Consider the following 19,314-nt stretch of genomic DNA (forward strand, 5'->3'; position numbering starts at 1 on the left):
ACCCTGCGGGGCTGTTCCCCCACCCCGCCCCTTCCCGAACCGGGGCTCCGCCCCAGACCCCGCACCTCAATCGCCGGCGGGGCTTAGGCAAGCCTCGGCCCGCGGTCAAAGTCAGGGCAGGGGGCACACTCCAGCCCGTCCGGCGTTTGAGGACCGGGGCTCGGGGCCGGGCCCCCGGGGTCAGGCGTCCGCGAGCCGGTACACGTGCGACGGCACGTGCGCGACGTCGAGCCCCAGCTCCGGACGCCACGCGTGCAGCACGGTCGCCGACGGACCGTACAGCCCGGTGGGGATCGCGGACGGCTCGAACCAGGACCACCGCAGGATCTTGTCCGGCTCGGTGACCCGGGGAGCGCCGGCCGCCGAGTCCGTCACGACCGCCGCCGTCAGGCGGACCACGCCCGCCTTCGCGCCGACGAGCACCGCGAGGACCCGGACGGCGGAGGGCTCGGCCAGGAGCGACGTCTCCTCGGCCAGCTCACGCGCCGCCGCCTCGGCGAACCCCTCACCGGGGTCGGTCTTCCCGCCCGGCAGCTCCCAGCGGCCGTCGTGCGCCTGGCCGAGCAGCACCCGGCCGTCCGCGTCCACCACGACCACCCCGACCCCCACCACCGCGTTCGCGGCGGGCCGCGCCCGGTCGGGACGCTCGGCGGCGGGCGGAACGGCTGCTGCGGGCATGGCAAGACCTCCGGTCGTACGGAGGACGATCCTCGCAACCTCCCCTACGTGCCCGTCAAGCCGAGCACCTCGTTCAGGTCGTACCGGACGACCTCCTCCAGCTGGTCGTAGGTGCAGGTCTCCGGGGTCCGGTCCGGGCGGGGGCGCTTGAACTGGGCGGTGTGGCGGAAGCGGTCGCCCTCCATGTGGTCGTAGCCGACCTCGATCACCAGCTCGGGCCGCAGCGGGACCCAGGACAGGTCCTTCTTGCCCGACCAGCGGCTCGGGGCCCCGGGGAGCCGTGCGCCCTCGTGCGCGGACTCGTCGGCCCAGGCAGCCCACGGGTGGCCGGTGGGCGCGTCCGGGTCCGTCCGCAGCGGCTCCAGCTCCGTCACCAGTTCGGCCCGCCGCTTCATCGGGAACGCGGCGCACACGCCGACGTGCTGGAGGACGCCCCGTGCGTCGTACAGCCCGAGCAGCAGCGAGCCGACCACCGGGCCGCTCTTGTGGAAGCGGTAGCCGCCGACGACCACGTCCGCCGTCTGCTCGTGCTTGATCTTGTACATCAGCCGGGCGTCCGGCCGGTACGGCAGGTCCAGCGGCTTGGCGACCACCCCGTCCAGCCCGGCCCCTTCGTACGCGGAGAACCACTCCTGCGCGAGCGCCGCGTCCGTGGTGGCGGGCGCCAGGTGGACCGGGGGAGCCGACGCGCGCAGCGCCTCCTCGAGGGCGGCCCGGCGCTCGGACAGCGGGGTGTCGAGCAGCGCCTCGTCGCCGAGGGCGAGCAGGTCGAAGGCGACGAAGGCGGCGGGCGTGCGCTCGGCGAGCGCCGCCACCCGGGAGGCCGCGGGGTGGATCCGCTCGGTGAGCCGGTCGAAGTCCAGCCGCCCGCCGTGCGCGATCACGATCTCGCCGTCCACCACGCAGCGCTCCGGCAGGTTGTCCAGCAGCGCGGCCACCAGCTCGGGGAAGTACCGGGTCAGCGGCTTGCCGGTGCGGCTGCCGACGACCACCTCGGGCCCGTCGCGGTGCACGATCGCGCGGAACCCGTCCCACTTCGCCTCGTACTGCATCCCCGGCGGGATGCGCGCCACGGACTTCGCCAGCATGGGCTTCACGGGCGGCATCACGGGGAGGTCCATGGTCCGATTCTGCGCTGCGGGCCACCGCGCCGCCCGGTGGCGCCCGGTGTGCGGGCCGCCCGGTCCGCGCCTACCGTGACGCACATGGGTACTGCGCGCACTGCGGTCGAACTGGACGCCGGCGGCCGGACGGTACGGCTGTCCAGCCCGGAGAAGGTGTACTTCCCCGAGCGCGGCCTGACCAAGCTGGACGTCGCGCAGTACTACCTGGCCGTCGCCGGGGGCATCACGCGCGCGCTGCGGAACCGGCCGACCACCCTGGAGCGCTACCCCGACGGGGTGACCGGCGAATCGTTCTTCCAGAAACGGGCCCCGAAGAACCTGCCCGACTGGATCCCCACCGCCCACATCGCATTCCCCAGCGGCCGCACCGCCGACGAGATCTGCCCGACCGAGCCGGCCGCCGTGCTGTGGGCGGCCAACCTGGGCTGCCTCACCTTCCACCCGTGGCCGGTGCGCCGCGAGGACACCGACCGGCCCGACGAACTGCGCATCGACCTCGACCCGCAGCCCGGTACGGACTACCACCATGCGGTGGCCGCCGCCCACGAGCTGCGCGCCCTGCTGGAGGAACTGGGCCTGCGCGGCTGGCCGAAGACCTCGGGCGGCCGCGGCCTGCACGTGTTCGTGCCGATCGAGCCGCGCTGGACCTTCACCGAGGTACGGCGCTGCGCCATCGCGCTGGGCCGCGAACTGGAGCGCCGGATGCCCGGCAAGGTCACCACCGCCTGGTGGAAGGAGGAGCGCGGGGAGCGGATCTTCGTCGACTACAACCAGACGGCCCGCGACCGCACCATCGCCTCCGCGTACTCGGTCCGCCCCCGCCCGCACGCACCCGTCTCGGCCCCGCTGCGCTGGGACGAGGTGGACTCCGCGGAGCCGCGCGACTTCGACATCGTGACCATGCCGGCCCGCTTCGCCGAGCTGGGCGACGTGCACGCCGACATGGAGGAGCACGCCTTCGTGCTGGACGCCGTACTGGAGCTGGCCGACCACGACCGCGAGGCGCGCGGCCTGGGCGACATGCCGTACCCGCCGGACTACCCGAAGATGCCGGGGGAGCCGAAACGGGTCCAGCCGAGCCGCGCCAAGCACGAGGAGTGAGCCCGGGCGGGGCGGCCGTACCCGCTGCGCGAGGGGCGTTGAACGCGCGTTGATCAGACGTATATCGGCGCCCGCCATGCTGCCTTCATGCCGATGAACACGACCGCCGCGATCGCCCCTGCCGACCGGATCGCGCCCGCTGCCACCACCGTGCTGCCCGAGCTGTCCTGGCAGGTGGGCGCGCTGTGCGCCCAGACCGGACCCGAGTTCTTCTTCCCGGAACCGGGCACGTCGGTGCGCGAGGCGAAGCGGCTGTGCGCGGCCTGCCCGGGCCGGGCCGCGTGCCTGGAGTACGCCCTCGCCAACGACGAGCGCTTCGGCGTCTGGGGCGGGCTGTCCGAGCAGGAACGGCAGGTCCTGCGCCGCCGCTGACGTGGCCGGGGTCCGCGCCGGACCCGGACGTGCACGCGGGAGGGTCCGCGTGTGCGGGAGGGTCCGCGTACGCGCAAGGGCCCGTGCCGCCGGCACGGGCCCCCGCCGGGGCTTTCCCGCCCGGGTCAGTCCCGCTTCGCGTTGCCGCGCGCGGCCACCCGGGCCGCCCGCGCCGCCAGGCGCTCGTCCAGCTTGCGGGCCTCGTCGTCGAGGCCGTTCATGTAGAGCCCCAGCTCCTCCTGGGCCTGCCGGCCCTCGGGGCCGAGCCCGTCGATCTCCATGACCTTCAGGAACCGCAGCACCGGCGACAGCACGTCGTCGTGGTGGATGCGCAGGTTGTAGATGCCGCCGATGGCCATCTGCGCGGCGGCCCGCTCGAAGCCCGGCATGCCGTGTCCCGGCATCCGGAAGTTGACGACCACGTCCCGCACGGCCTGCATGGTCAGGTCCGGCGCCAGCTCGAAGGCCGCGCCCAGCAGGTTGCGGTAGAAGACCATGTGCAGGTTCTCGTCCTGCGCGATGCGCGCCAGCATCCGGTCGCAGACCGGGTCGCCCGACTGGTGGCCGGTGTTGCGGTGCGAGATGCGGGTCGCGAGCTCCTGGAAGGCGACGTACGCCACCGAGTGCAGCATCGAGTGGCGGTTGTCGGACTCGAAGCCCTCCGACATGTGCGCCATCCGGAACTGCTCCAGCTTGTCCGGGTCCACGGCGCGCGACGCCAGCAGGTAGTCGCGCATCACGATGCCGTGCCGGCCCTCCTCCGCGGTCCACCGGTGCACCCAGGTGCCCCACGCGCCGTCCCGGCCGAACAGGGAGGCGATCTCGTGGTGGTAGCTGGGCAGGTTGTCCTCGGTGAGGAGGTTGACGACGAGCGCGATCCGGCCGATGTCGGTCACCTTGGACTGGGCGGGCTCCCAGGCCTCGCCGTCCTCGAAGAAGCCCGGGAAGTTCCGGCCGTCGCTCCACGGCACGTACTCGTGGGGCATCCAGTCCTTGGTGACCTTCAGGTGGCGGTTGAGCTCCTTCTCGACCACCTCTTCCAGCGCGAACAGCAGCCTGGCGTCCGTCCACGCCTCCGAGCTGCCGAGGTAGGGAGAGGTGAGGGTCACGGGTACTCCAGAGGGCAGGCCGATACTTACGGCTTCGTAGGTTACGAGACCGTAGGTTAAGCCCGGCGTCAGAGCCCGCCAAGCCCCGCCCCGGGAATATCCGGCTACGCACCGTTATGAGGGGAGGTCACGCAGCCGAACGGAGAGACATGTCACGCACCCTTCGAGTTTTTCGAACTCCCCGATGTCCACGGTTACCGGCTGGTAGCCCAGGGAGGTGAAGAGCTCGGCGCTGCGCGGCGCACTGGACGCCATCAGCAGCCGGCCGCCGCCGAGCAGCACCACGTGCGCCCCCGACTCCTCGGGGACCGGCAGGAACGACCCGAAAGCGGTAGGGGTGTCGACGAGCGGGGGGTGGCCGATCACCGTCCCGTCCGGCAGCGCCGTCACGGCCGACTTCAGGTGCAGCACCCGGCTCACCGGCACCGCCACCACCTTCGCGCCCAGCGGCTCGAAGACCGCCCGCAGCTGCCGCACCCCCTCCGCGTCGGTCCGGCCGCCCCGGCCCACGTACACCGTGTCGCCGATCTTGAGGACGTCGCCGCCGTCGAGGGTGCCGGGCGCCCGTACCCGGTTCACCGAGCAGCCGAGCGCGGCCACCGCCTCCTCGACCGCGGCCGTCTCCGGCTGCCGGGACTCCGCGCCCGGGCGGGTGATCAGCGCGACGTTGCGGAACATGACGACGGCGTCCTCGACGAACACCGCGTCCGGGCAGTCCTCGGCCGGCGCGACCTCCACCGTCTCCCACCCGTGGTCGCGCAGCACCTGCGCGTACGCCTCCCACTGCCGCAGGGCGAGACCGGGGTCGACCGGGGTGCGCTCGATGTGGGTCACGAGCCCCTCGGCGAGGCGCGGACCGGGACGGCGGATCAGGGCTCTTCTGCTGGGCACCGCGGTACTCCTGGGTCCGGGAGGGGGTCCGGCGCCCATCATCACGCGGCCGCCCGGCGCCCGCCAGACGGCATCACCGGTTCCGGGCCGAGCAGGTGGTCCGCCGCGCCCGCCTTCACCGCGGTGATCAGGGCCCGCAGCGCGTCCATCGAATCCGTGACCACGTTCGCGGAGTGCGTGGTGCCGATGTACGCCCGCCCGTCGGCGTCCCGGCCGAACCGGAAGCAGTTGGCCCCCTCGCTGCAGAAGGCCTCGTCCCAGGCGATGGTGCTCGTGCGCATGGTCATGTGGTCTCGTCTCTCTCGGGAGTACGGGCCGTCACAGGTCCTGCGCCGCGCGGTGGATGAAATCGCGCGAGGCGCGCTCCGGCAGCGCCAGCCGCCGCAGCCGGTCCAGCAGCCCCCGGTACCGCCGCAGCTTCATGTCGGAGTCCAGGAGCATCGAGCCGTGCGAGGTGTCGAGTTGTACGGTGTCCAGCTGGGCCATCGCCGCCGCCGCGTACGTGAAGGACTGCCCGGCCCCGGGGAAGCCCCCCGCGGCGAAAGGGATCACCCGCACCGTCGCGTGCTCCCGCTCCGACTGCTCCAGGACGTGCTCCAGCTGCGCCCGCGCCACCTTCGGACCGCCGAACTGCATCCGCAGGGCCGCCTCGTGGACCACCGCCTCGTACCGCGGCGGGAGTTCGCGGTCGAAGACCGCCCGCCGTGTCATCCGCAGCGCCAGCCGCGCCTGGAGGTCGGGCTCCGGCAGTGGCGGATCGGCGGTGCCGAACACCGCCCGCGCGTGCTCCTCCGTCTGCAGCAGCCCCGGAATGTGGGTGGTCACCGCCGTGTGCAGGGCGACGGCGTGGTGCTCCAGTTCGGCGATGTCCAGCAGGGCCGGCGGCAGCATCCCGCGGTGCCGCTCCCACCAGCCTTTCTCGCGCTCCTGGGCCATGGCCGCGAGCAGGTCCACCAGGTCGGTGTCCGGGCAGTCGTAGTTGAAGGCCAGGGTGCGGACCCGCTCGGCGGTGATCCCGATCCGGCCCGACTCGATGTTCGGGATGCGGGTGCGGTCCACGCCCAGGAGGGCCGCAGCCTGCTGCACCGTCATGCCCGACTGCTCCCGGAGCTTGCGCAGTTCGCCGCCGAGCCGCTGCTGCCGGGCGGTCGGGGTGCTCCTGGGCGGCACGTGTCCCCCTCTTCCTCGGCCGCGGCGCCACGCCCGCGCCCGACATCGCATGAGAAAACCTCACGTAGACACACAAGTAGTAGCACCGTGCACCACGGCGCGCTACGGTCGGTAGTGAAAGTTTCACACGGGGCGAACCTGCGCCGCGGGAGGACGCCCGGAAAGGGTGCGGGCCGGCGGCGCGCCCGGGCGTGGGCCCTGCGCGCCGCCGGCCCCGGGGCGCACCCGCCGGCTACCGCCCCGTTCCCGTCAGCCCTCCCACAGCATCTCCCGGACCTCCTCGCGCGAGGTCGGTCGCAACTCCCCGTCGAGCAGCAGCCACTTGGTGATGCCGATCGACTCCAGGAACGGCACGTCGTGGCTCGCCACCATCAGCGCGCCCTCGTACGAGTCCAGAGCGGCGGTCAGCTGCCGGACGCTCGCCAGGTCCAGGTTGTTGGTCGGTTCGTCGAGCAGCAGCAGCTGCGGTGCCGGGTTCGCCAGCAGCAGTGCCGCCAGCGAGGCCCGGAACCGCTCCCCGCCCGACAGGGTGCCGGCCGGCTGGTCCGCCCGGCTGCCCCGGAACAGGAAGTGCGCCAGCCGGGCCCGGATCTGATTGTTCGTCACTCCTGGGGTGAGGGCGGCCACGTTCTCCACCACCGACAGGTCCCCGTCGAGGAGGTCGAGCCGCTGCGGCAGGTAGCGCAGCGGCACGTGGACCTCGGCCTCGCCCGCCGCCGGGGCGAGCTGCCCCGCCAGCGTGCGCAGCAGCGTGGTCTTGCCCGCGCCGTTGCGGCCCACCAGCGCGACCCGCTCCGGGCCGCGCAGCTCCCAGGCCTTCGGCACCGCCGGCGCCTCGGGCCCGTGGGCGAGCGACAGCTCGCGCAGGGTGAGGACGCCGCGGCCCGACGGGACCAGGGTGGCGGGGAGTTCGACGCGGATCTCGTCGTCGTCGCGGACCGCCTCGACGGCCTGGTCGAGCCGGTCGCGGGCCTCGGCCAGCCGTCCGGCGTGCAGCGTGCGGTGCTTGCCGGCCGACACCTCCGCCTGCCGCTTGCGTCCGCCCATCACGATCTTGGGCTCGCGCTTCTGGTCCCACATCTTCTGGCCGTAGCGCCGCCGCCGGGCCAATTTGCCCTGGGCATCGGAGAGTTCGCGCCTCTGCCGCTGCACGTCCGCCTCGGCGACGCGCACCATCCGCTCGGCCGCCTCCTGCTCGGCCGCGAGCGCCCGCTCGTACGCCGAGAAGTTGCCGCCGTACAGGTGGACCTCGCCCTCGTGGAGCTCGGCGATCCGGTCGACGCGCTCCAGCAGTTCGCGGTCGTGGCTGACCACGACCAGCACCCCGGGCCAGGCCTCGACGGCGTCGTACAGCCGCTGCCGGGCCCGCAGGTCCAGGTTGTTGGTCGGCTCGTCGAGCAGCAGGACGTCCGGCCGGCGCAGCAGCAGCGCGGCCAGGCGCAGCAGTACGGACTCGCCGCCGGAGATGTCGCCGACGGTGCGGTCGAGACCGATCCGGCCCAGACCGAGTTCGTCGAGGGTGGCGCGGGCGCGTTCCTCGACGTCCCAGTCGTCGCCGACCAGGGCGAAGTGCTCCTCCGTGGCCTCGCCCGCCTCGATGGCGTGCAGCGCGGCCCGGGTGCGGTCGATGCCGAGGGCGGCGTCCACGCGCAGCGCGGTGTCGAGCGTGAGGTTCTGGGGGAGGTGGCCGACGGAGCCGGCGATGGTGATGTGTCCCTCGGTGGGCGCGAGTTCGCCCGCGAGGAGCTTCAACAGGGTGGACTTTCCGCATCCGTTCAGACCCACCAGCCCGGTCCGGCCGGGGCCGACGGACAGCTGGAGGGAGTCGAACACCCGGGTGCCGTCAGGCCAGTCGAAGCCGAGGGCGGAGCAGGTGGCGAAGTGGGCGGAAGAGCCGAAAGATCGAGACATGGAGGCCTCCGGTTGCGTGTGACAAGGGGCAACACGTGGAGACACCCGGGGGTGTCTCAGGGCCTCAAGAGCAATGTCCTTCTCCGATCAACGACAGCAGAGCCGTCGTCGACGCTACGGGGGCGGTCGCCCGGACCGCAAAGGAATTAACGACCGCGAGGGTGCGGCGGGCCGGGCGGGGCGTCCCCGGAGGGTTCAGGGGGTGTCGCGCAGCAGCTCGGCGAGATCGGCGTCCATGTCGACGTACAGGTGCTCCATGCCGGCCGGGACCACCGCGGCCACCCGCTCCAGGAAGCCCTCCAGGTCGGCGGTGTCCATCAGCACGATGGCCATGCCCTCGGGAGCGTGGAACTCGATCACGGTGCGACCCGCGCCGTACGGCCGGACGCGGACGTCGCCCAGTCCCGCCGGCTCGTCGATGCCGGTCTCCAGCAGCTCACGGCCGAAGGTCCACGACACCTCGATGCCTTCGAGGGTGGCGGGCGCGGGGAAGGCCATGCGGACCGCGAACGGATCCGACCGGTCGTAGCAGAGCGTGACCGGAACGGACTCGACCTTGGGGGCGGTCGCGACCAGCCGGGCCTGTACTGCTTGCTCGATGACGGTGATCATGGCCTGCTCCCTTGCGGCGGATCGGTAGGGCATGGGGTTAGACGCAGGAACGGCCGGATCCGTGCACACGCCGGGGGCGTGACGTGCGTCACCGGCTGGCGGAAAAGCGGCGGTCCGATTGCGCAGAGTGATCGTTTCCCTGCAGTTGGGGCGGTGGATGCACCGTCGCAGGGCCAGTCGGAGAAGGGCCGGATCTCGCTGCTCCGTGACCGGTCCCGGGTCTGTCCGGCAGGGCCCGGCCCGGGTCCGCAGTCTGGACGGCGATCACCGGGGTGCACTAGCTTCCGGCGCCATGAGACTTCTGGCAGTTGGCATGTGCGCGGCAGTGTTGGGAGCGGCTCTGGCCGGGGTCCCGGCGGCCCCCGAGGCCCGGGCGGCGGACGCCGGCGCAGCCCGTCCCACCCTCCGGTGGGACCTGAAGGACAGCGGTACGGACGCACGGTTCCGCGGCCTGGCCGCCGTCAGCAGGTCCACCGCCTGGGCCTCCGGCTCCAAGGGCACGGTGCTGCGCACGACCGACGGCGGCCGCAGCTGGCGGAACGTCTCGCCGCCCGCGGCCGCCGGGCTGGAACTGCGCGACATCGAGGCCTTCGACGCCCGCCGCGCGGTCGCCCTGTCCATCGGCGAGGGCGAGGACTCCCGGGTCTTCCGCACCGAGGACGGCGGCGCCACCTGGACCGAGACCTTCCGCAACCCCGACCCGCGGGCCTTCTACGACTGCCTGACCTTCTTCGACCGCCGCCACGGCCTGGCCATGAGCGACCCGGTGGACGGCAGGTTCCGGATCCTGTCCACCGCCGACGGCGGCCGCTCCTGGCGGGTGCTGCCCGACGCCGGCATGCCCGCCGCGCTCCCCGGCGAGGCCGGCTTCGCGGCCAGCGGCCAGTGCCTGGTGAGCGCCGGGCCGCGGGACGTCTGGATGGCCACCGGCGGCGGCGCCACCGCCCGCGTCCTGCACTCCGGCGACCGCGGACTGAACTGGACCGTCACCGACACCACCGTGCCCGCCGGCGAGGGCGCCAAGGGCGTCTTCGGCCTGGCCTTCCGAGACCGCCGGCACGGCATCGCCGTCGGCGGCGACTACCGCGCCGACCAGGCCTCGCCGCGCGCCGCCGCCGTCACCGGCGACGGCGGCCGCGCCTGGGCCGCCGCCCAGACCCCGCCGGCCGCCTACCGCTCCGGCGTGGCCTGGCTCCCGCACCGGCACGGCGCCGCCCTGGCGGTCGGCCCGACCGGCACCGACCTCAGCACCGACGGCGGCCGCAGCTGGCGGCCGGTGGACCCGGGCTCGTTCGACACGGTCGACTGCGCGTCCGACGGGTCCTGCTGGGCCTCCGGCGAGAAGGGCCGCATCGCGCGGCTGCGCCGGTAGAAGCCCGTCCGCGGGGCCCCGGAACGCCGACCCGGGGCCCCGCGGACGGTCCCCGGCGCCGGGCCGGTCCGTCCGCGGAGGGGTCAGGCGCCCAGGGTCTCGCGGACGGCGCTCAGGTCCGCGGAGGTCTTCGTGGCGATGAACTCCGTGATCCGGTACGTGCACAGGCCCGCCGCCGCGAACGGGTCCTCCTCCGCGATCCGTTCCACCTCCGCGCGCGAGACGCCCCCGGCGAGGATCACCCCGCCCTCCCGCGGCACCTTCCGCCCGGACGCGAGGAACACCCCTGCCGCGTAGTGCCGGTCGAGCCAGGCGACGTGCGCGTCCAGCTCCTCCTCGATCGCCTCGATGGGGGCGGTGTAGGTCAGCTCCATGACAAACATGATCGTCAGGCTACTCTCGGAGCCACCATGACGAGTGTGAAGACCCCCGCCGACGAGGCCGAGGCCCGGGCGGTACAGGACGAACTGCGGGCCCGCGTGGTCCGGGACCAGCCCGGTCCGCCGCCCGGCCGCGGCCTCGTCGCCGGCGTCGACGTCGCCTACGACGACGCGCGCGACCTGGTCGCCGCCGCGGCGGTGGTCCTCGACGCGGGCACCCTGGAGACCGTGGAGGAGGCCACCGCGGTCGGCCACGTCTCCTTCCCCTACGTGCCCGGCCTGCTCGCCTTCCGCGAACTGCCCACCGTACTGGCCGCCCTGGACGCCCTCACCGCCGCGCCCGAGCTGGTGGTCTGCGACGGCTACGGGATCGCCCACCCGCGCGGCTTCGGACTGGCCAGCCACCTCGGTGTGGTCACCGGCCTGCCCACGATCGGCGTTGCGAAGAATCCGTTCACCTTCCGGTACGAGCCGCCCGGCGAGGCCCGCGGCGACGGCTCGCCGCTGCTCGCCCCCGACGGCGCCGAGGTCGGCCGGGCCCTGCGCACGCAGCGCGGGGTCAAACCCGTCTACGTGTCCGTCGGCCACCGGGTCTCCCTCGACAACGCCTGTGCGCACACGCTCGCCCTGAGCCCGCGCTTCCGCATCCCGGAGACCACCCGCCGGGCCGACTCGCTCTGCCGCCGCGCCCTGCGCGAAGCCCTGGGCTGACGGCGTCCGGCCGCCCGTCCCGCGGCCGGACGCTCCTGCCCGCCCGCTCCGTCCGACGGACCTTGCCCGCGCACCGGATGCGGCAATTCCGGTCGCCTCCGCCGCACCCCTCCCGCCCCCAGCCGGGCACAATCCGGCCCCGGCCCTGCGGCGACGTCCTACCGGCTGTCCGCCACCCGGAAGACGATGCCCGCCGCCCGCAGCCGGCCGGTCAGCGCGTCGCCCATGGCCACTGCCGTCGTCACCTGGCCCGCGGTGACGGGCAGTTCGTCGTACGCCAGGCAGAGCGCGGCCTCCGCCAGCATCTTGGCCGTCTCCCCGTAGCCCGGATCGCCGCCGGACACCTCGGTGAAGACCCGCCGGCCGCCGCCCTCGCCGACGAACCGCACCGTGAACCAGCTGCGCGCCCGGCGCGGTTCGTCCGGCCCGGAACCCGGCTCCCACCGGTCCATCAGCCACTGCCGGGCCGCCGGCACCTGCGCCAGCGCCGTCACCGCACCCAGCGCGGCGGTCCCGCCCAGCGCCACCGGCAGTCGCCGCACGGACGCGTAGTGGCGGTAGCGGAAGTCCGGCCCGTAGCGCTCCAGCGCGGCCGCCGACCGGGCCACCACCCGCGGATCCAGCGAGGGCAGCGGCAGCGCCCAGGTGCCCGTCTCCCGGCTGAACCGCGGGGCGCCCAGCGGCGCCCGGGCCCGCCGGCCCAGCAGCCGCGGTTCGTGCAGTCGCCGCTCCCGGGCCGCCCGCAGGGTCTGCGGGCCGCGGCCCAGCGCGGTCAGCGCGGAGGCCAGGGTGCCGCCCGAGAACAGCGCGTTCGACCGGACGAACCCGTCCACCCGCAGCGGCACGTCCGCCGGCAGCTGCTGCACCGTGAACAGCACGCCCAGGTCGTGGGGCACCGAGTCGAAACCGCAGGCGTGCACGATCCGGGCGCCCGTCTCCCGGGCCCGCGCGTCGTGCCGCAGGAACGTCCGGTCCACGAACTCCGGTTCACCGGTCAGGTCCACATAGTCCGTGCCCGCGTCGGCGCACGCGGCGACCAGCTCCCCGCCGTACCAGACGTACGGGCCGACCGTCGTGGCGACCACCCGGGCCGAGGCGGCCAGCTCGCGCATCGCGGCCCGGTCCCCGGCGTCCGCGGCCAGCAGCGGGACGTCCGCGGCGGCCGGATGCCGCTCGGCGAGACGCGCACGCAGCCGCTCCAGCTTGGCCGTGCTGCGGCCGGCCAGCGCCCAGCGGCAGTCCGCGGGTGCACGGCCGGCGAGGTACTCGGCCACCAGCTCGCCCACGAACCCGGTGGCACCGAAAAGCACCACGTCATAGGCCCGTTCGGGCCCGTCCGCTCTGTTCATCCCCGCTCCTGTCGGCTGTTGTCGGTGGCCGAGGCTAGCGTGAGGGGCGGTGGCCCGTGAGACCAGGGAGGTGCGCCCGGTGAAGAACGCCGTCCGCAAGTGGGAGCAAGTACGGTCATTCGCCCTCGATCTGCCCGGTGCGGTGGAGGAGTTCCCGTGGGGACCCGAGGACTGCGTGATCAAGGTCAACAAGAAGATCTTCGTGTTCCTCGGGAACGCCGACGGCCCGAATCCGCCCGGACTGTCCGTGAAGCTCAAGGACGCGGACCTGCACGAGCACGCGATGGGGATGCCGGGCGCCGAGCCCACCGGGTACGGGCTGGGCCGGGCCGGCTGGGTGTCCGTACCGCTGGGGGAGAAGGGCGCGCCGGCGGCGGAGCTGCTGTGCGAGTGGGTGGAGGAGAGCTACCGGACGGTGGCGCCGAAGAGCCTGATCAAGGAGCTGGACGCGCGCACCGCCGCCGGATAGGGGCGGCTGGGCCGGCGGCCCCGGGCTCCGCGGCCCCGGGCTCCGCGGCCCCGGGCTCCGCGGCCCCGGGCTCCGCGGCCCCGGGCTCCGCGGCCCCGGGCTCCGCGGCCCCGGGTCCCGCGGCCGAAATTGGCTAAGCGCTTGCTCGCCCAGGGGCTTGTGCTCGGTGGAACACGTTCCTAGCATCACCGGTGTTACATCAGTTGTGTCACATACCTGGGTACCTGGGGGCTCGATGGCAGAGGCTGGGCACGGGAACCGGACCGGCGGCCCGCTCGCGGGCGTACGGGTCGTCGAGCTGGCCGGCATCGGCCCCGGCCCGTTCGCCGCCATGCTGCTGGCCGACCTCGGCGCCGACGTGGTCCGGGTGGACCGGCCGGGCGGCGGCGGCCTCGCCATCGACCCCGCCTACGACGTCACCAACCGCAACAAGCGCTCCGTACTCGTCGACCTCAAGGCCCCCGACGGCCCCGCCCGCGTCCTCGACCTCGCCGAACGGGCCGACATCCTCATCGAGGGCTTCCGCCCCGGCGTGGCCGAGCGGCTCGGCGTCGGCCCCGAGGCCTGCCGGGCCCGCAACCCGCGCCTCGTCTACGGCCGGATGACCGGCTGGGGCCAGGAGGGCCCGCTCGCCCCGCGGGCCGGCCACGACATCGGATACATCGCGATCACCGGCGCCCTCGGCATGATCGGCAACCCGGGGGAGCCGCCGGCGGTCCCCGCCAACCTGGTCGGCGACTACGCGGGCGGCTCCCTCTACCTGGTCATCGGCGTGCTCGCGGCGCTCCAGCACGCCCGTACCACCGGCACCGGCCAGACCGTCGACGCCGCGATCGTCGACGGCACCGCCCACCTCACCGCCATGATCCACGGCATGGTCGCGGCCGGCGGCTGGCAGGACCGCCGCGGCGCCAACCTCCTCGACGGCGGCTGCCCCTTCTACGGCACGTACGAGACCTCCGACGGTGCGTACATGGCGGTCGGCGCCCTGGAGCAGCAGTTCTACGAGGAGTTCACCGCGCTCCTCGGCATCGCGGACACCGCGCCCGCCCGCAAGGACCTCGCCCGCTGGGGCGAGCTGCGCGAGGCCGTCGCCGCCGCCTTCCGCACCCGTACCCGCGCGGAGTGGACCGCCGTGTTCGAAGGCTCCGACGCCTGCGTGGCGCCGGTGCTCTCGCTGCGCGAGGCGCCGCACCACCCGCACCTGGCCGCGCGCGGCACCTTCACCGACTTCGGCGGCATCGTCCAGCCGGCGCCCGCCCCCCGGTTCTCGGAAACCCCAGGCGGCGTCCACCGCGGACCGGCGCAGCCGGGAGCAGACACCGCGGAGGTGGCCCGCGACTGGGCGGTCCCCGCACTCGACACCACGGCAGGGGACCGATGAAACGCCAGCTCTTCGACGCGGACCACGAGGCGTTCCGCGAGACCGTGCGCACCTTCCTGGCCAAGGAGGTGCTGCCGCACTACGACCGCTGGGAGCAGGACGGGATCGTCAGCCGGGACGCCTGGCGGGCGGCCGGCCGGCAGGGCCTGCTGGGCCTGGCCGTGCCCGAGGAGTACGGCGGCGGCGGGAACCCCGACTTCCGCTACGCCGCCGTCCTCGCCGAGGAGTTCACCCGGGCCGGCACCCCCGGCCTCGCCCTCGGCCTGCACAACGACATCATCGGCCCGTACCTTACCTCGCTCGCCACCGACGAGCAGAAGCGCCGCTGGCTGCCCGGGTTCTGCAGCGGCGAGACCATCACCGCGATCGCCATGACCGAGCCGGGCGCCGGCTCCGACCTCCAGGGCATCCGCACCACCGCCGAGGACCGCGGCGACCACTGGCTGCTCAACGGCTCCAAGACCTTCATCTCCAACGGCATCCTCGCCGACCTGGTGGTCGTCGTGGCGAAGACCACCCCGGAGGGCGGCGCCCACGGCCTGTCGCTGCTCGTCGTCGAACGGGGCGCGGACGGCTTCGAGCGCGGCCGCAACCTCGACAAGATCGGGCAGAAGTCCCAGGACACCGCCGAGCTGTTCTTCACCGACGTCCGCGTCCCCAAGGAGAACCTGCTCGGCGAGCTGAACGGCGCGTTCGTCCACCTGATGACGAACCTCCCGCAGGAGCGCCTGAGCATCGCCATGGCCGCGATCGCCGCCGCCGAGCACCTGCTGGAGCTCACCACCGCGTACGTCAAGGAGCGCGAGGCGTTCGGCCGGCCGCTGGCCCGGCTCCAGCACATCCGGTTCGAGATCGCGGAGATGGCCACCGAGTGCGCCGTCACCCGCACCTTCCTGGACCGCTGCATCGCCGAGCACGCCGAAGGCGCCCTGGACGCCGTACACGCCTCCATGGCCAAGTGGTGGGCCACCGAACTCCAGAAGCGGGTCGCCGACCGCTGCCTCCAACTGCACGGCGGCTACGGCTACATGACCGAATACCGGGTCGCGCGGGCCTTCACCGACGGCCGTATCCAGACCATCTACGGCGGCACGACCGAGATCATGAAAGAGATCATCGGCCGTTCCCTGCTCGGCTAGCCCCCGCCGGCCGAAGCCCCCTCCGAAACCCCTCCGCCCCGCCCTGCGAAAGGCTTGACCAGTGAGCACCGAAGCTTACGTATACGACGCGATCCGCACCCCGCGCGGCCGCGGCAAGGCCAACGGGGCCCTGCACGGCACCAAGCCGATCGACCTGGTGGTCGGCCTCATCGGCGCTCTGCGCGAGCGCAACCCGGACCTGGACCCCGCCACCATCGACGACATCGTCCTCGGCGTGGTCGGCCCGGTCGGCGACCAGGGCTCCGACATCGCCCGGATCGCCGCGATCGCCGCCGGGCTGCCCGACACGGTCGCCGGCGTGCAGGAGAACCGCTTCTGCGCCTCCGGTCTGGAGGCCGTCAACCTGGCCGCGGCCAAGGTCCGCTCCGGCTGGGAGGACCTGGTCCTGGCCGGCGGCGTCGAGTCCATGTCCCGGGTCCCGATGGCCTCCGACGGCGGAGCCTGGTTCGCCGACCCGATGACCAACTGGGACACCGGCTTCGTCCCGCAGGGCATCGGCGCCGACCTCATCGCCACCATCGAGGGCTTCTCGCGCCGCGACGTCGACGAGTACGCGGCCCTGTCCCAGGAGCGGGCCGCGGCCGCGATCAAGGACGGCCGGTTCGCGCGCTCGGTGGTCCCGGTCACCGACCGCAACGGTCTGACCGTGCTCGACCACGACGAGTTCGTCCGCCCCGGCACCACCGCCGACACCCTCGCCAGGCTCAAGCCGTCCTTCGCGGACATCGGCGAGCTCGGCGGCTTCGACGCCGTCGCCCTGCAGAAGTACCACTGGATCGAGAAGATCGACCACGTCCACCACGCCGGCAACTCCTCCGGCATCGTCGACGGCGCCTCCCTCGTGGCCATCGGCTCCCGCGAGGCCGGGGAGCGCAACGGGCTCACCCCGCGCGCCCGGATCGTCTCCGCCGCCGTCTCCGGCTCCGAGCCCACCATCATGCTCACCGGCCCTGCCCCGGCCACCCGCAAGGCCCTCGCCAAGGCCGGCCTGACCATCGACGACATCGACCTCATCGAGATCAACGAGGCCTTCGCCGGAGTCGTGCTGCGCTTCGTCAAGGACATGGGCGTCTCGCTGGACAAGGTCAACGTCAACGGCGGCGCGATCGCCCTCGGCCACCCGCTCGGCGCCACCGGCGCGATGATCCTCGGCACCGTCGTCGACGAACTGGAGCGCCAGGACAAGCGCTACGGCCTCGTGACCCTCTGCGTCGGCGGCGGCATGGGCGTCGCCACCATCGTCGAGCGCATCTGACCGTCCCGTCATCCCAGACCCCTCTCCGACCCGTCTGACACGGAAGTAGCGAACATGAGCGAGTCCACCACGATCCGCTGGGAACAGGACGAGACCGGCGTCGTCACCCTCGTCCTGGACGACCCCAACCAGTCCGCGAACACGATGAACCAGGCCTTCAAGGCGTCCATCGCCGCGATCGCCGACCGGGCCGAAGCCGAGAAGGACTCCATCCGCGGCATCATCGTCACCTCCGCGAAGAAGACCTTCTTCGCCGGCGGCGACCTCAAGGAGATGATCCGGCTCCGCCCCGAGGACGCGCAGATCGCGTTCGACACCGGCACCGCCATCAAGGCCGCCCTGCGCCGCATCGAGACCCTCGGCAAGCCCGTGGTCGCCGCCATCAACGGCGCCGCCCTCGGCGGCGGTTACGAGATCGCCCTGGCCTGCCACCACCGCATCGCCCTGGACGCCCCCGGCTCCAAGATCGGCCTGCCCGAGGTCACCCTCGGCCTGCTCCCGGCCGGCGGCGGCGTCACCCGTACGGTCCGCCTCATGGGCATCGCCGACGCCCTGCTGAAGGTGCTCCTCCAGGGCACCCAGTACAACCCGCAGCGCGCCCTCGACAACGGCCTGGTCCACGAACTGGCCGCCACCCCCGAGGAGATGCTCGCCAAGGCCCGCGCCTTCATCGACGCGCACCCCGAGTCGCAGCAGCCCTGGGACGTCCCCGGCTACAAGATCCCCGGCGGCACCCCGTCGAACCCGCGGTTCGCCGCGAACCTGCCGGCCTTCCCGGCCAACCTGAAGAAGCAGCTCGCCGGCGCCCCCTACCCGGCCCCGCGCAACATCCTGGCGTGCGCCGTCGAGGGCACCCAGGTGGACTTCGAGACCGCCCTGGTCATCGAGGCCCGCTACTTCACCGAGCTGGTCACCGGGCAGACCGCCAAGAACATGATCCAGGCGTTCTTCTTCGACCTCCAGGCCGTCAACTCCGGCGCCAGCCGCCCCAAGGGCATCGAGCCCCGCAAGGTCCGCAAGGTGGCCGTCCTCGGCGCCGGCATGATGGGCGCCGGCATCGCCTACTCCTGCGCCCGCGCCGGCATCGAGGTGGTCCTCAAGGACGTCACCGCCGAAGCCGCCGCACAGGGCAAGGCGTACTCCGAGAAGCTCCTCGACAAGGCCCTCTCCCGGGGCCGCACCACCGAGGCCCAGCGCGCCGAGCTGCTCGCCCGGATCACCCCGACCGGGGAAGTCGCCGACCTCGCCGGCTGCGACGCCGTCATCGAGGCCGTCTTCGAGGACACCGGCCTCAAGCACCGGGTGTTCCAGGAGATCCAGGACGTCGTCGCCCCCGACGCCCTGCTGTGCTCCAACACCTCCACGCTGCCCATCACCGGGCTCGCGGAGGGCGTCAAGCGGCCGGCCGACTTCATCGGCCTGCACTTCTTCTCGCCCGTCGACAAGATGCCGCTGGTCGAGATCATCAAGGGGGAGCAGTCCGGCGACGAGGCGCTGGCCCGCGCCTTCGACCTGGTCCGCCAGATCAACAAGACCCCGATCGTGGTCAACGACTCGCGGGGCTTCTTCACCTCGCGCGTGATCGGCCAGTTCATCAACGAGGGCGTCGCGATGGTCGGCGAGGGCATCGAGCCCGCCTCGATCGAGCAGGCCGCCGCCCAGGCCGGCTACCCCGCGAAGGTCCTCTCCCTCATGGACGAGCTGACCCTCACGCTGCCCCGCAAGATCCGCAACGAGACCCGCAAGGCCGTCGAGGCCGCGGGCGGCAGCTGGGCCGAGCACCCGGCGGACGCCGTCATCGACCGCATGGTCGACGAGTTCGAGCGGCCCGGCCGCAGCGGCGGCGCCGGGTTCTACGAGTACGCCGACGGCAAGCGGGTCCGGCTGTGGCCGGGCCTGCGCGAGCACTTCGCGAAGCCGGACGCGGACATCCCGTTCGAGGACATGAAGGAGCGCATGCTCTTCGCCGAGGCCCTGGACACCGTCCGGTGCTTCGAGGAGGGCGTGCTCACCTCGGTGGCCGACGCCAACATCGGCTCCATCATGGGCATCGGCTTCCCGGCCTGGACCGGCGGCGTGATGCAGTACATGAACGGCTACGAGGGCGGCCTGGCCGGCTTCACGGCCCGGGCCCGGGAACTCGCCGCCGCCTACGGCGAGCGCTTCACCCCGCCGGCCCTGCTCGTCGAGAAGGCCGAGCGCGGCGAGACCTTCCGCGACTGACGGACGCCCGGCGGACGGGCGTGCACACCGGCTGACGGGCCCC

Annotated in this window: 19 protein-coding genes; 9 read left to right on the plus strand and 10 right to left on the minus strand. The window is 73.3% G+C overall.

Annotated features, from left to right (window positions below):
• Window positions 1-180 precede the first annotated feature (180 nt).
• Window positions 181-678 (minus strand): NUDIX domain-containing protein, encoded by a 498-nt coding sequence (locus tag LG634_RS03950; protein ID WP_226732172.1) that lies wholly within the window; start codon window positions 676-678, stop codon window positions 181-183.
• Between the two features lie 44 nt (window positions 679-722).
• Entirely contained in the window at window positions 723-1,799 is a 1,077-nt protein-coding gene (locus tag LG634_RS03955) for an ATP-dependent DNA ligase (RefSeq protein ID WP_226732173.1), read from the minus strand.
• 84 nt (window positions 1,800-1,883) lie between these two features.
• Between LG634_RS03955 and ligD the strand changes: the two genes are divergently transcribed.
• A complete protein-coding gene (ligD, locus tag LG634_RS03960) occupies window positions 1,884-2,903 on the plus strand; it encodes a non-homologous end-joining DNA ligase (protein ID WP_226732174.1) in 1,020 nt (339 codons plus the stop codon).
• Window positions 2,904-2,990: 87 nt separating this feature from the next.
• Window positions 2,991-3,275, plus strand: a complete 285-nt coding sequence (locus LG634_RS03965) for a WhiB family transcriptional regulator (RefSeq protein WP_308072267.1) — start codon at window positions 2,991-2,993, stop codon at window positions 3,273-3,275.
• Between the two features lie 125 nt (window positions 3,276-3,400).
• Here LG634_RS03965 and LG634_RS03970 read toward each other — a convergent pair whose 3' ends face one another.
• The 6 genes from LG634_RS03970 to ssgD form a co-directional block, all read right to left on the minus strand.
• Window positions 3,401-4,384: an acyl-ACP desaturase gene (locus tag LG634_RS03970; RefSeq protein ID WP_226732175.1), complete on the minus strand. Its 984-nt coding sequence runs from the start codon at window positions 4,382-4,384 to the stop codon at window positions 3,401-3,403.
• 114 nt (window positions 4,385-4,498) lie between these two features.
• A complete protein-coding gene (gene ddaH / locus LG634_RS03975; RefSeq protein ID WP_226732176.1) occupies window positions 4,499-5,275 on the minus strand; it encodes a dimethylargininase in 777 nt (258 codons plus the stop codon).
• 41 nt (window positions 5,276-5,316) lie between these two features.
• Window positions 5,317-5,562: a hypothetical protein gene (locus LG634_RS03980; protein WP_308072270.1), complete on the minus strand. Its 246-nt coding sequence runs from the start codon at window positions 5,560-5,562 to the stop codon at window positions 5,317-5,319.
• A 31-nt stretch (window positions 5,563-5,593) separates the two neighbouring features.
• Window positions 5,594-6,445, minus strand: a complete 852-nt coding sequence (locus tag LG634_RS03985) for a helix-turn-helix domain-containing protein (protein WP_226732177.1) — start codon at window positions 6,443-6,445, stop codon at window positions 5,594-5,596.
• A 249-nt stretch (window positions 6,446-6,694) separates the two neighbouring features.
• Complete coding sequence (locus LG634_RS03990; RefSeq protein WP_226732178.1) at window positions 6,695-8,356, minus strand: ABC-F family ATP-binding cassette domain-containing protein; 1,662 nt, start codon at window positions 8,354-8,356, stop codon at window positions 6,695-6,697.
• Between the two features lie 195 nt (window positions 8,357-8,551).
• On the minus strand, window positions 8,552-8,968 hold the full coding sequence (gene ssgD / locus LG634_RS03995; RefSeq protein WP_226732179.1) for a spore wall synthesis regulator SsgD: 417 nt from the start codon (window positions 8,966-8,968) through the stop codon (window positions 8,552-8,554).
• 313 nt (window positions 8,969-9,281) lie between these two features.
• Between ssgD and LG634_RS04000 the strand changes: the two genes are divergently transcribed.
• A complete protein-coding gene (locus LG634_RS04000) occupies window positions 9,282-10,340 on the plus strand; it encodes a WD40/YVTN/BNR-like repeat-containing protein (RefSeq protein ID WP_226732180.1) in 1,059 nt (352 codons plus the stop codon).
• A gap of 83 nt (window positions 10,341-10,423) precedes the next feature.
• Here the strand turns inward: LG634_RS04000 and LG634_RS04005 are convergent, their stop codons facing one another.
• Window positions 10,424-10,723, minus strand: coding sequence for a YciI family protein (locus LG634_RS04005; protein ID WP_226732181.1), 300 nt, complete (start codon window positions 10,721-10,723; stop codon window positions 10,424-10,426).
• Between the two features lie 27 nt (window positions 10,724-10,750).
• On the opposite strand from LG634_RS04005, the gene LG634_RS04010 reads away from it, so the two are divergent.
• Window positions 10,751-11,431 carry an endonuclease V gene (locus LG634_RS04010; RefSeq protein WP_226732182.1) on the plus strand — a complete coding sequence of 227 codons (681 nt, stop codon included), beginning with the start codon at window positions 10,751-10,753 and terminating at the stop codon, window positions 11,429-11,431.
• A gap of 158 nt (window positions 11,432-11,589) precedes the next feature.
• Here the strand turns inward: LG634_RS04010 and LG634_RS04015 are convergent, their stop codons facing one another.
• Window positions 11,590-12,780: a saccharopine dehydrogenase family protein gene (locus LG634_RS04015; RefSeq protein WP_226732183.1), complete on the minus strand. Its 1,191-nt coding sequence runs from the start codon at window positions 12,778-12,780 to the stop codon at window positions 11,590-11,592.
• 79 nt (window positions 12,781-12,859) lie between these two features.
• On the opposite strand from LG634_RS04015, the gene LG634_RS04020 reads away from it, so the two are divergent.
• The 5 genes from LG634_RS04020 to LG634_RS04040 all read left to right on the plus strand — a co-directional run bounded on the left by LG634_RS04020 (window position 12,860) and on the right by LG634_RS04040 (window position 19,271).
• Window positions 12,860-13,249 (plus strand): MmcQ/YjbR family DNA-binding protein, encoded by a 390-nt coding sequence (locus LG634_RS04020; RefSeq protein ID WP_372482365.1) that lies wholly within the window; start codon window positions 12,860-12,862, stop codon window positions 13,247-13,249.
• A 235-nt stretch (window positions 13,250-13,484) separates the two neighbouring features.
• The gene (locus LG634_RS04025) at window positions 13,485-14,633 is read left to right on the plus strand and encodes a CaiB/BaiF CoA transferase family protein (RefSeq protein ID WP_226732184.1); all 1,149 of its coding nucleotides are present in this window, start codon (window positions 13,485-13,487) and stop codon (window positions 14,631-14,633) included.
• On the plus strand, window positions 14,630-15,772 hold the full coding sequence (locus LG634_RS04030) for an acyl-CoA dehydrogenase family protein (RefSeq protein ID WP_226732185.1): 1,143 nt from the start codon (window positions 14,630-14,632) through the stop codon (window positions 15,770-15,772). Before LG634_RS04025 ends, LG634_RS04030 begins: the two co-directional genes overlap by 4 nt.
• Before the next feature lie 61 nt (window positions 15,773-15,833).
• Window positions 15,834-17,048, plus strand: coding sequence for an acetyl-CoA C-acetyltransferase (locus LG634_RS04035; protein ID WP_226732186.1), 1,215 nt, complete (start codon window positions 15,834-15,836; stop codon window positions 17,046-17,048).
• Window positions 17,049-17,102: 54 nt separating this feature from the next.
• Complete coding sequence (locus tag LG634_RS04040; protein ID WP_226732187.1) at window positions 17,103-19,271, plus strand: 3-hydroxyacyl-CoA dehydrogenase NAD-binding domain-containing protein; 2,169 nt, start codon at window positions 17,103-17,105, stop codon at window positions 19,269-19,271.
• The last annotated feature ends 43 nt before the right edge of the window (window positions 19,272-19,314 follow it).

It is taken from the genome of Streptomyces bambusae (assembly GCF_020532645.1).
GTDB lineage: Bacteria > Actinomycetota > Actinomycetes > Streptomycetales > Streptomycetaceae > Streptomyces > Streptomyces bambusae.

What these genes read in the sequence shown, in the direction of transcription:
- LG634_RS03950 (WP_226732172.1), bottom strand. Translation starts at nt 678, where the DNA reads ATGCCCGCAGCAGCCGTTCCGCCCGCCGCCGAGCGTCCCGACCGGGCG.
- LG634_RS03955 (WP_226732173.1), bottom strand. Translation starts at nt 1,799, where the DNA reads ATGGACCTCCCCGTGATGCCGCCCGTGAAGCCCATGCTGGCGAAGTCC.
- ligD (WP_226732174.1), top strand. Translation starts at nt 1,884, where the DNA reads ATGGGTACTGCGCGCACTGCGGTCGAACTGGACGCCGGCGGCCGGACG.
- LG634_RS03965 (WP_308072267.1), top strand. Translation starts at nt 2,991, where the DNA reads ATGCCGATGAACACGACCGCCGCGATCGCCCCTGCCGACCGGATCGCG.
- LG634_RS03980 (WP_308072270.1), bottom strand. Translation starts at nt 5,562, where the DNA reads ATGACCATGCGCACGAGCACCATCGCCTGGGACGAGGCCTTCTGCAGC.
- LG634_RS03990 (WP_226732178.1), bottom strand. Translation starts at nt 8,356, where the DNA reads ATGTCTCGATCTTTCGGCTCTTCCGCCCACTTCGCCACCTGCTCCGCC.
- ssgD (WP_226732179.1), bottom strand. Translation starts at nt 8,968, where the DNA reads ATGATCACCGTCATCGAGCAAGCAGTACAGGCCCGGCTGGTCGCGACC.
- LG634_RS04000 (WP_226732180.1), top strand. Translation starts at nt 9,282, where the DNA reads ATGTGCGCGGCAGTGTTGGGAGCGGCTCTGGCCGGGGTCCCGGCGGCC.
- LG634_RS04005 (WP_226732181.1), bottom strand. Translation starts at nt 10,723, where the DNA reads ATGTTTGTCATGGAGCTGACCTACACCGCCCCCATCGAGGCGATCGAG.
- LG634_RS04010 (WP_226732182.1), top strand. Translation starts at nt 10,751, where the DNA reads ATGACGAGTGTGAAGACCCCCGCCGACGAGGCCGAGGCCCGGGCGGTA.
- LG634_RS04015 (WP_226732183.1), bottom strand. Translation starts at nt 12,780, where the DNA reads ATGAACAGAGCGGACGGGCCCGAACGGGCCTATGACGTGGTGCTTTTC.
- LG634_RS04025 (WP_226732184.1), top strand. Translation starts at nt 13,485, where the DNA reads ATGGCAGAGGCTGGGCACGGGAACCGGACCGGCGGCCCGCTCGCGGGC.
- LG634_RS04030 (WP_226732185.1), top strand. Translation starts at nt 14,630, where the DNA reads ATGAAACGCCAGCTCTTCGACGCGGACCACGAGGCGTTCCGCGAGACC.
- LG634_RS04040 (WP_226732187.1), top strand. Translation starts at nt 17,103, where the DNA reads ATGAGCGAGTCCACCACGATCCGCTGGGAACAGGACGAGACCGGCGTC.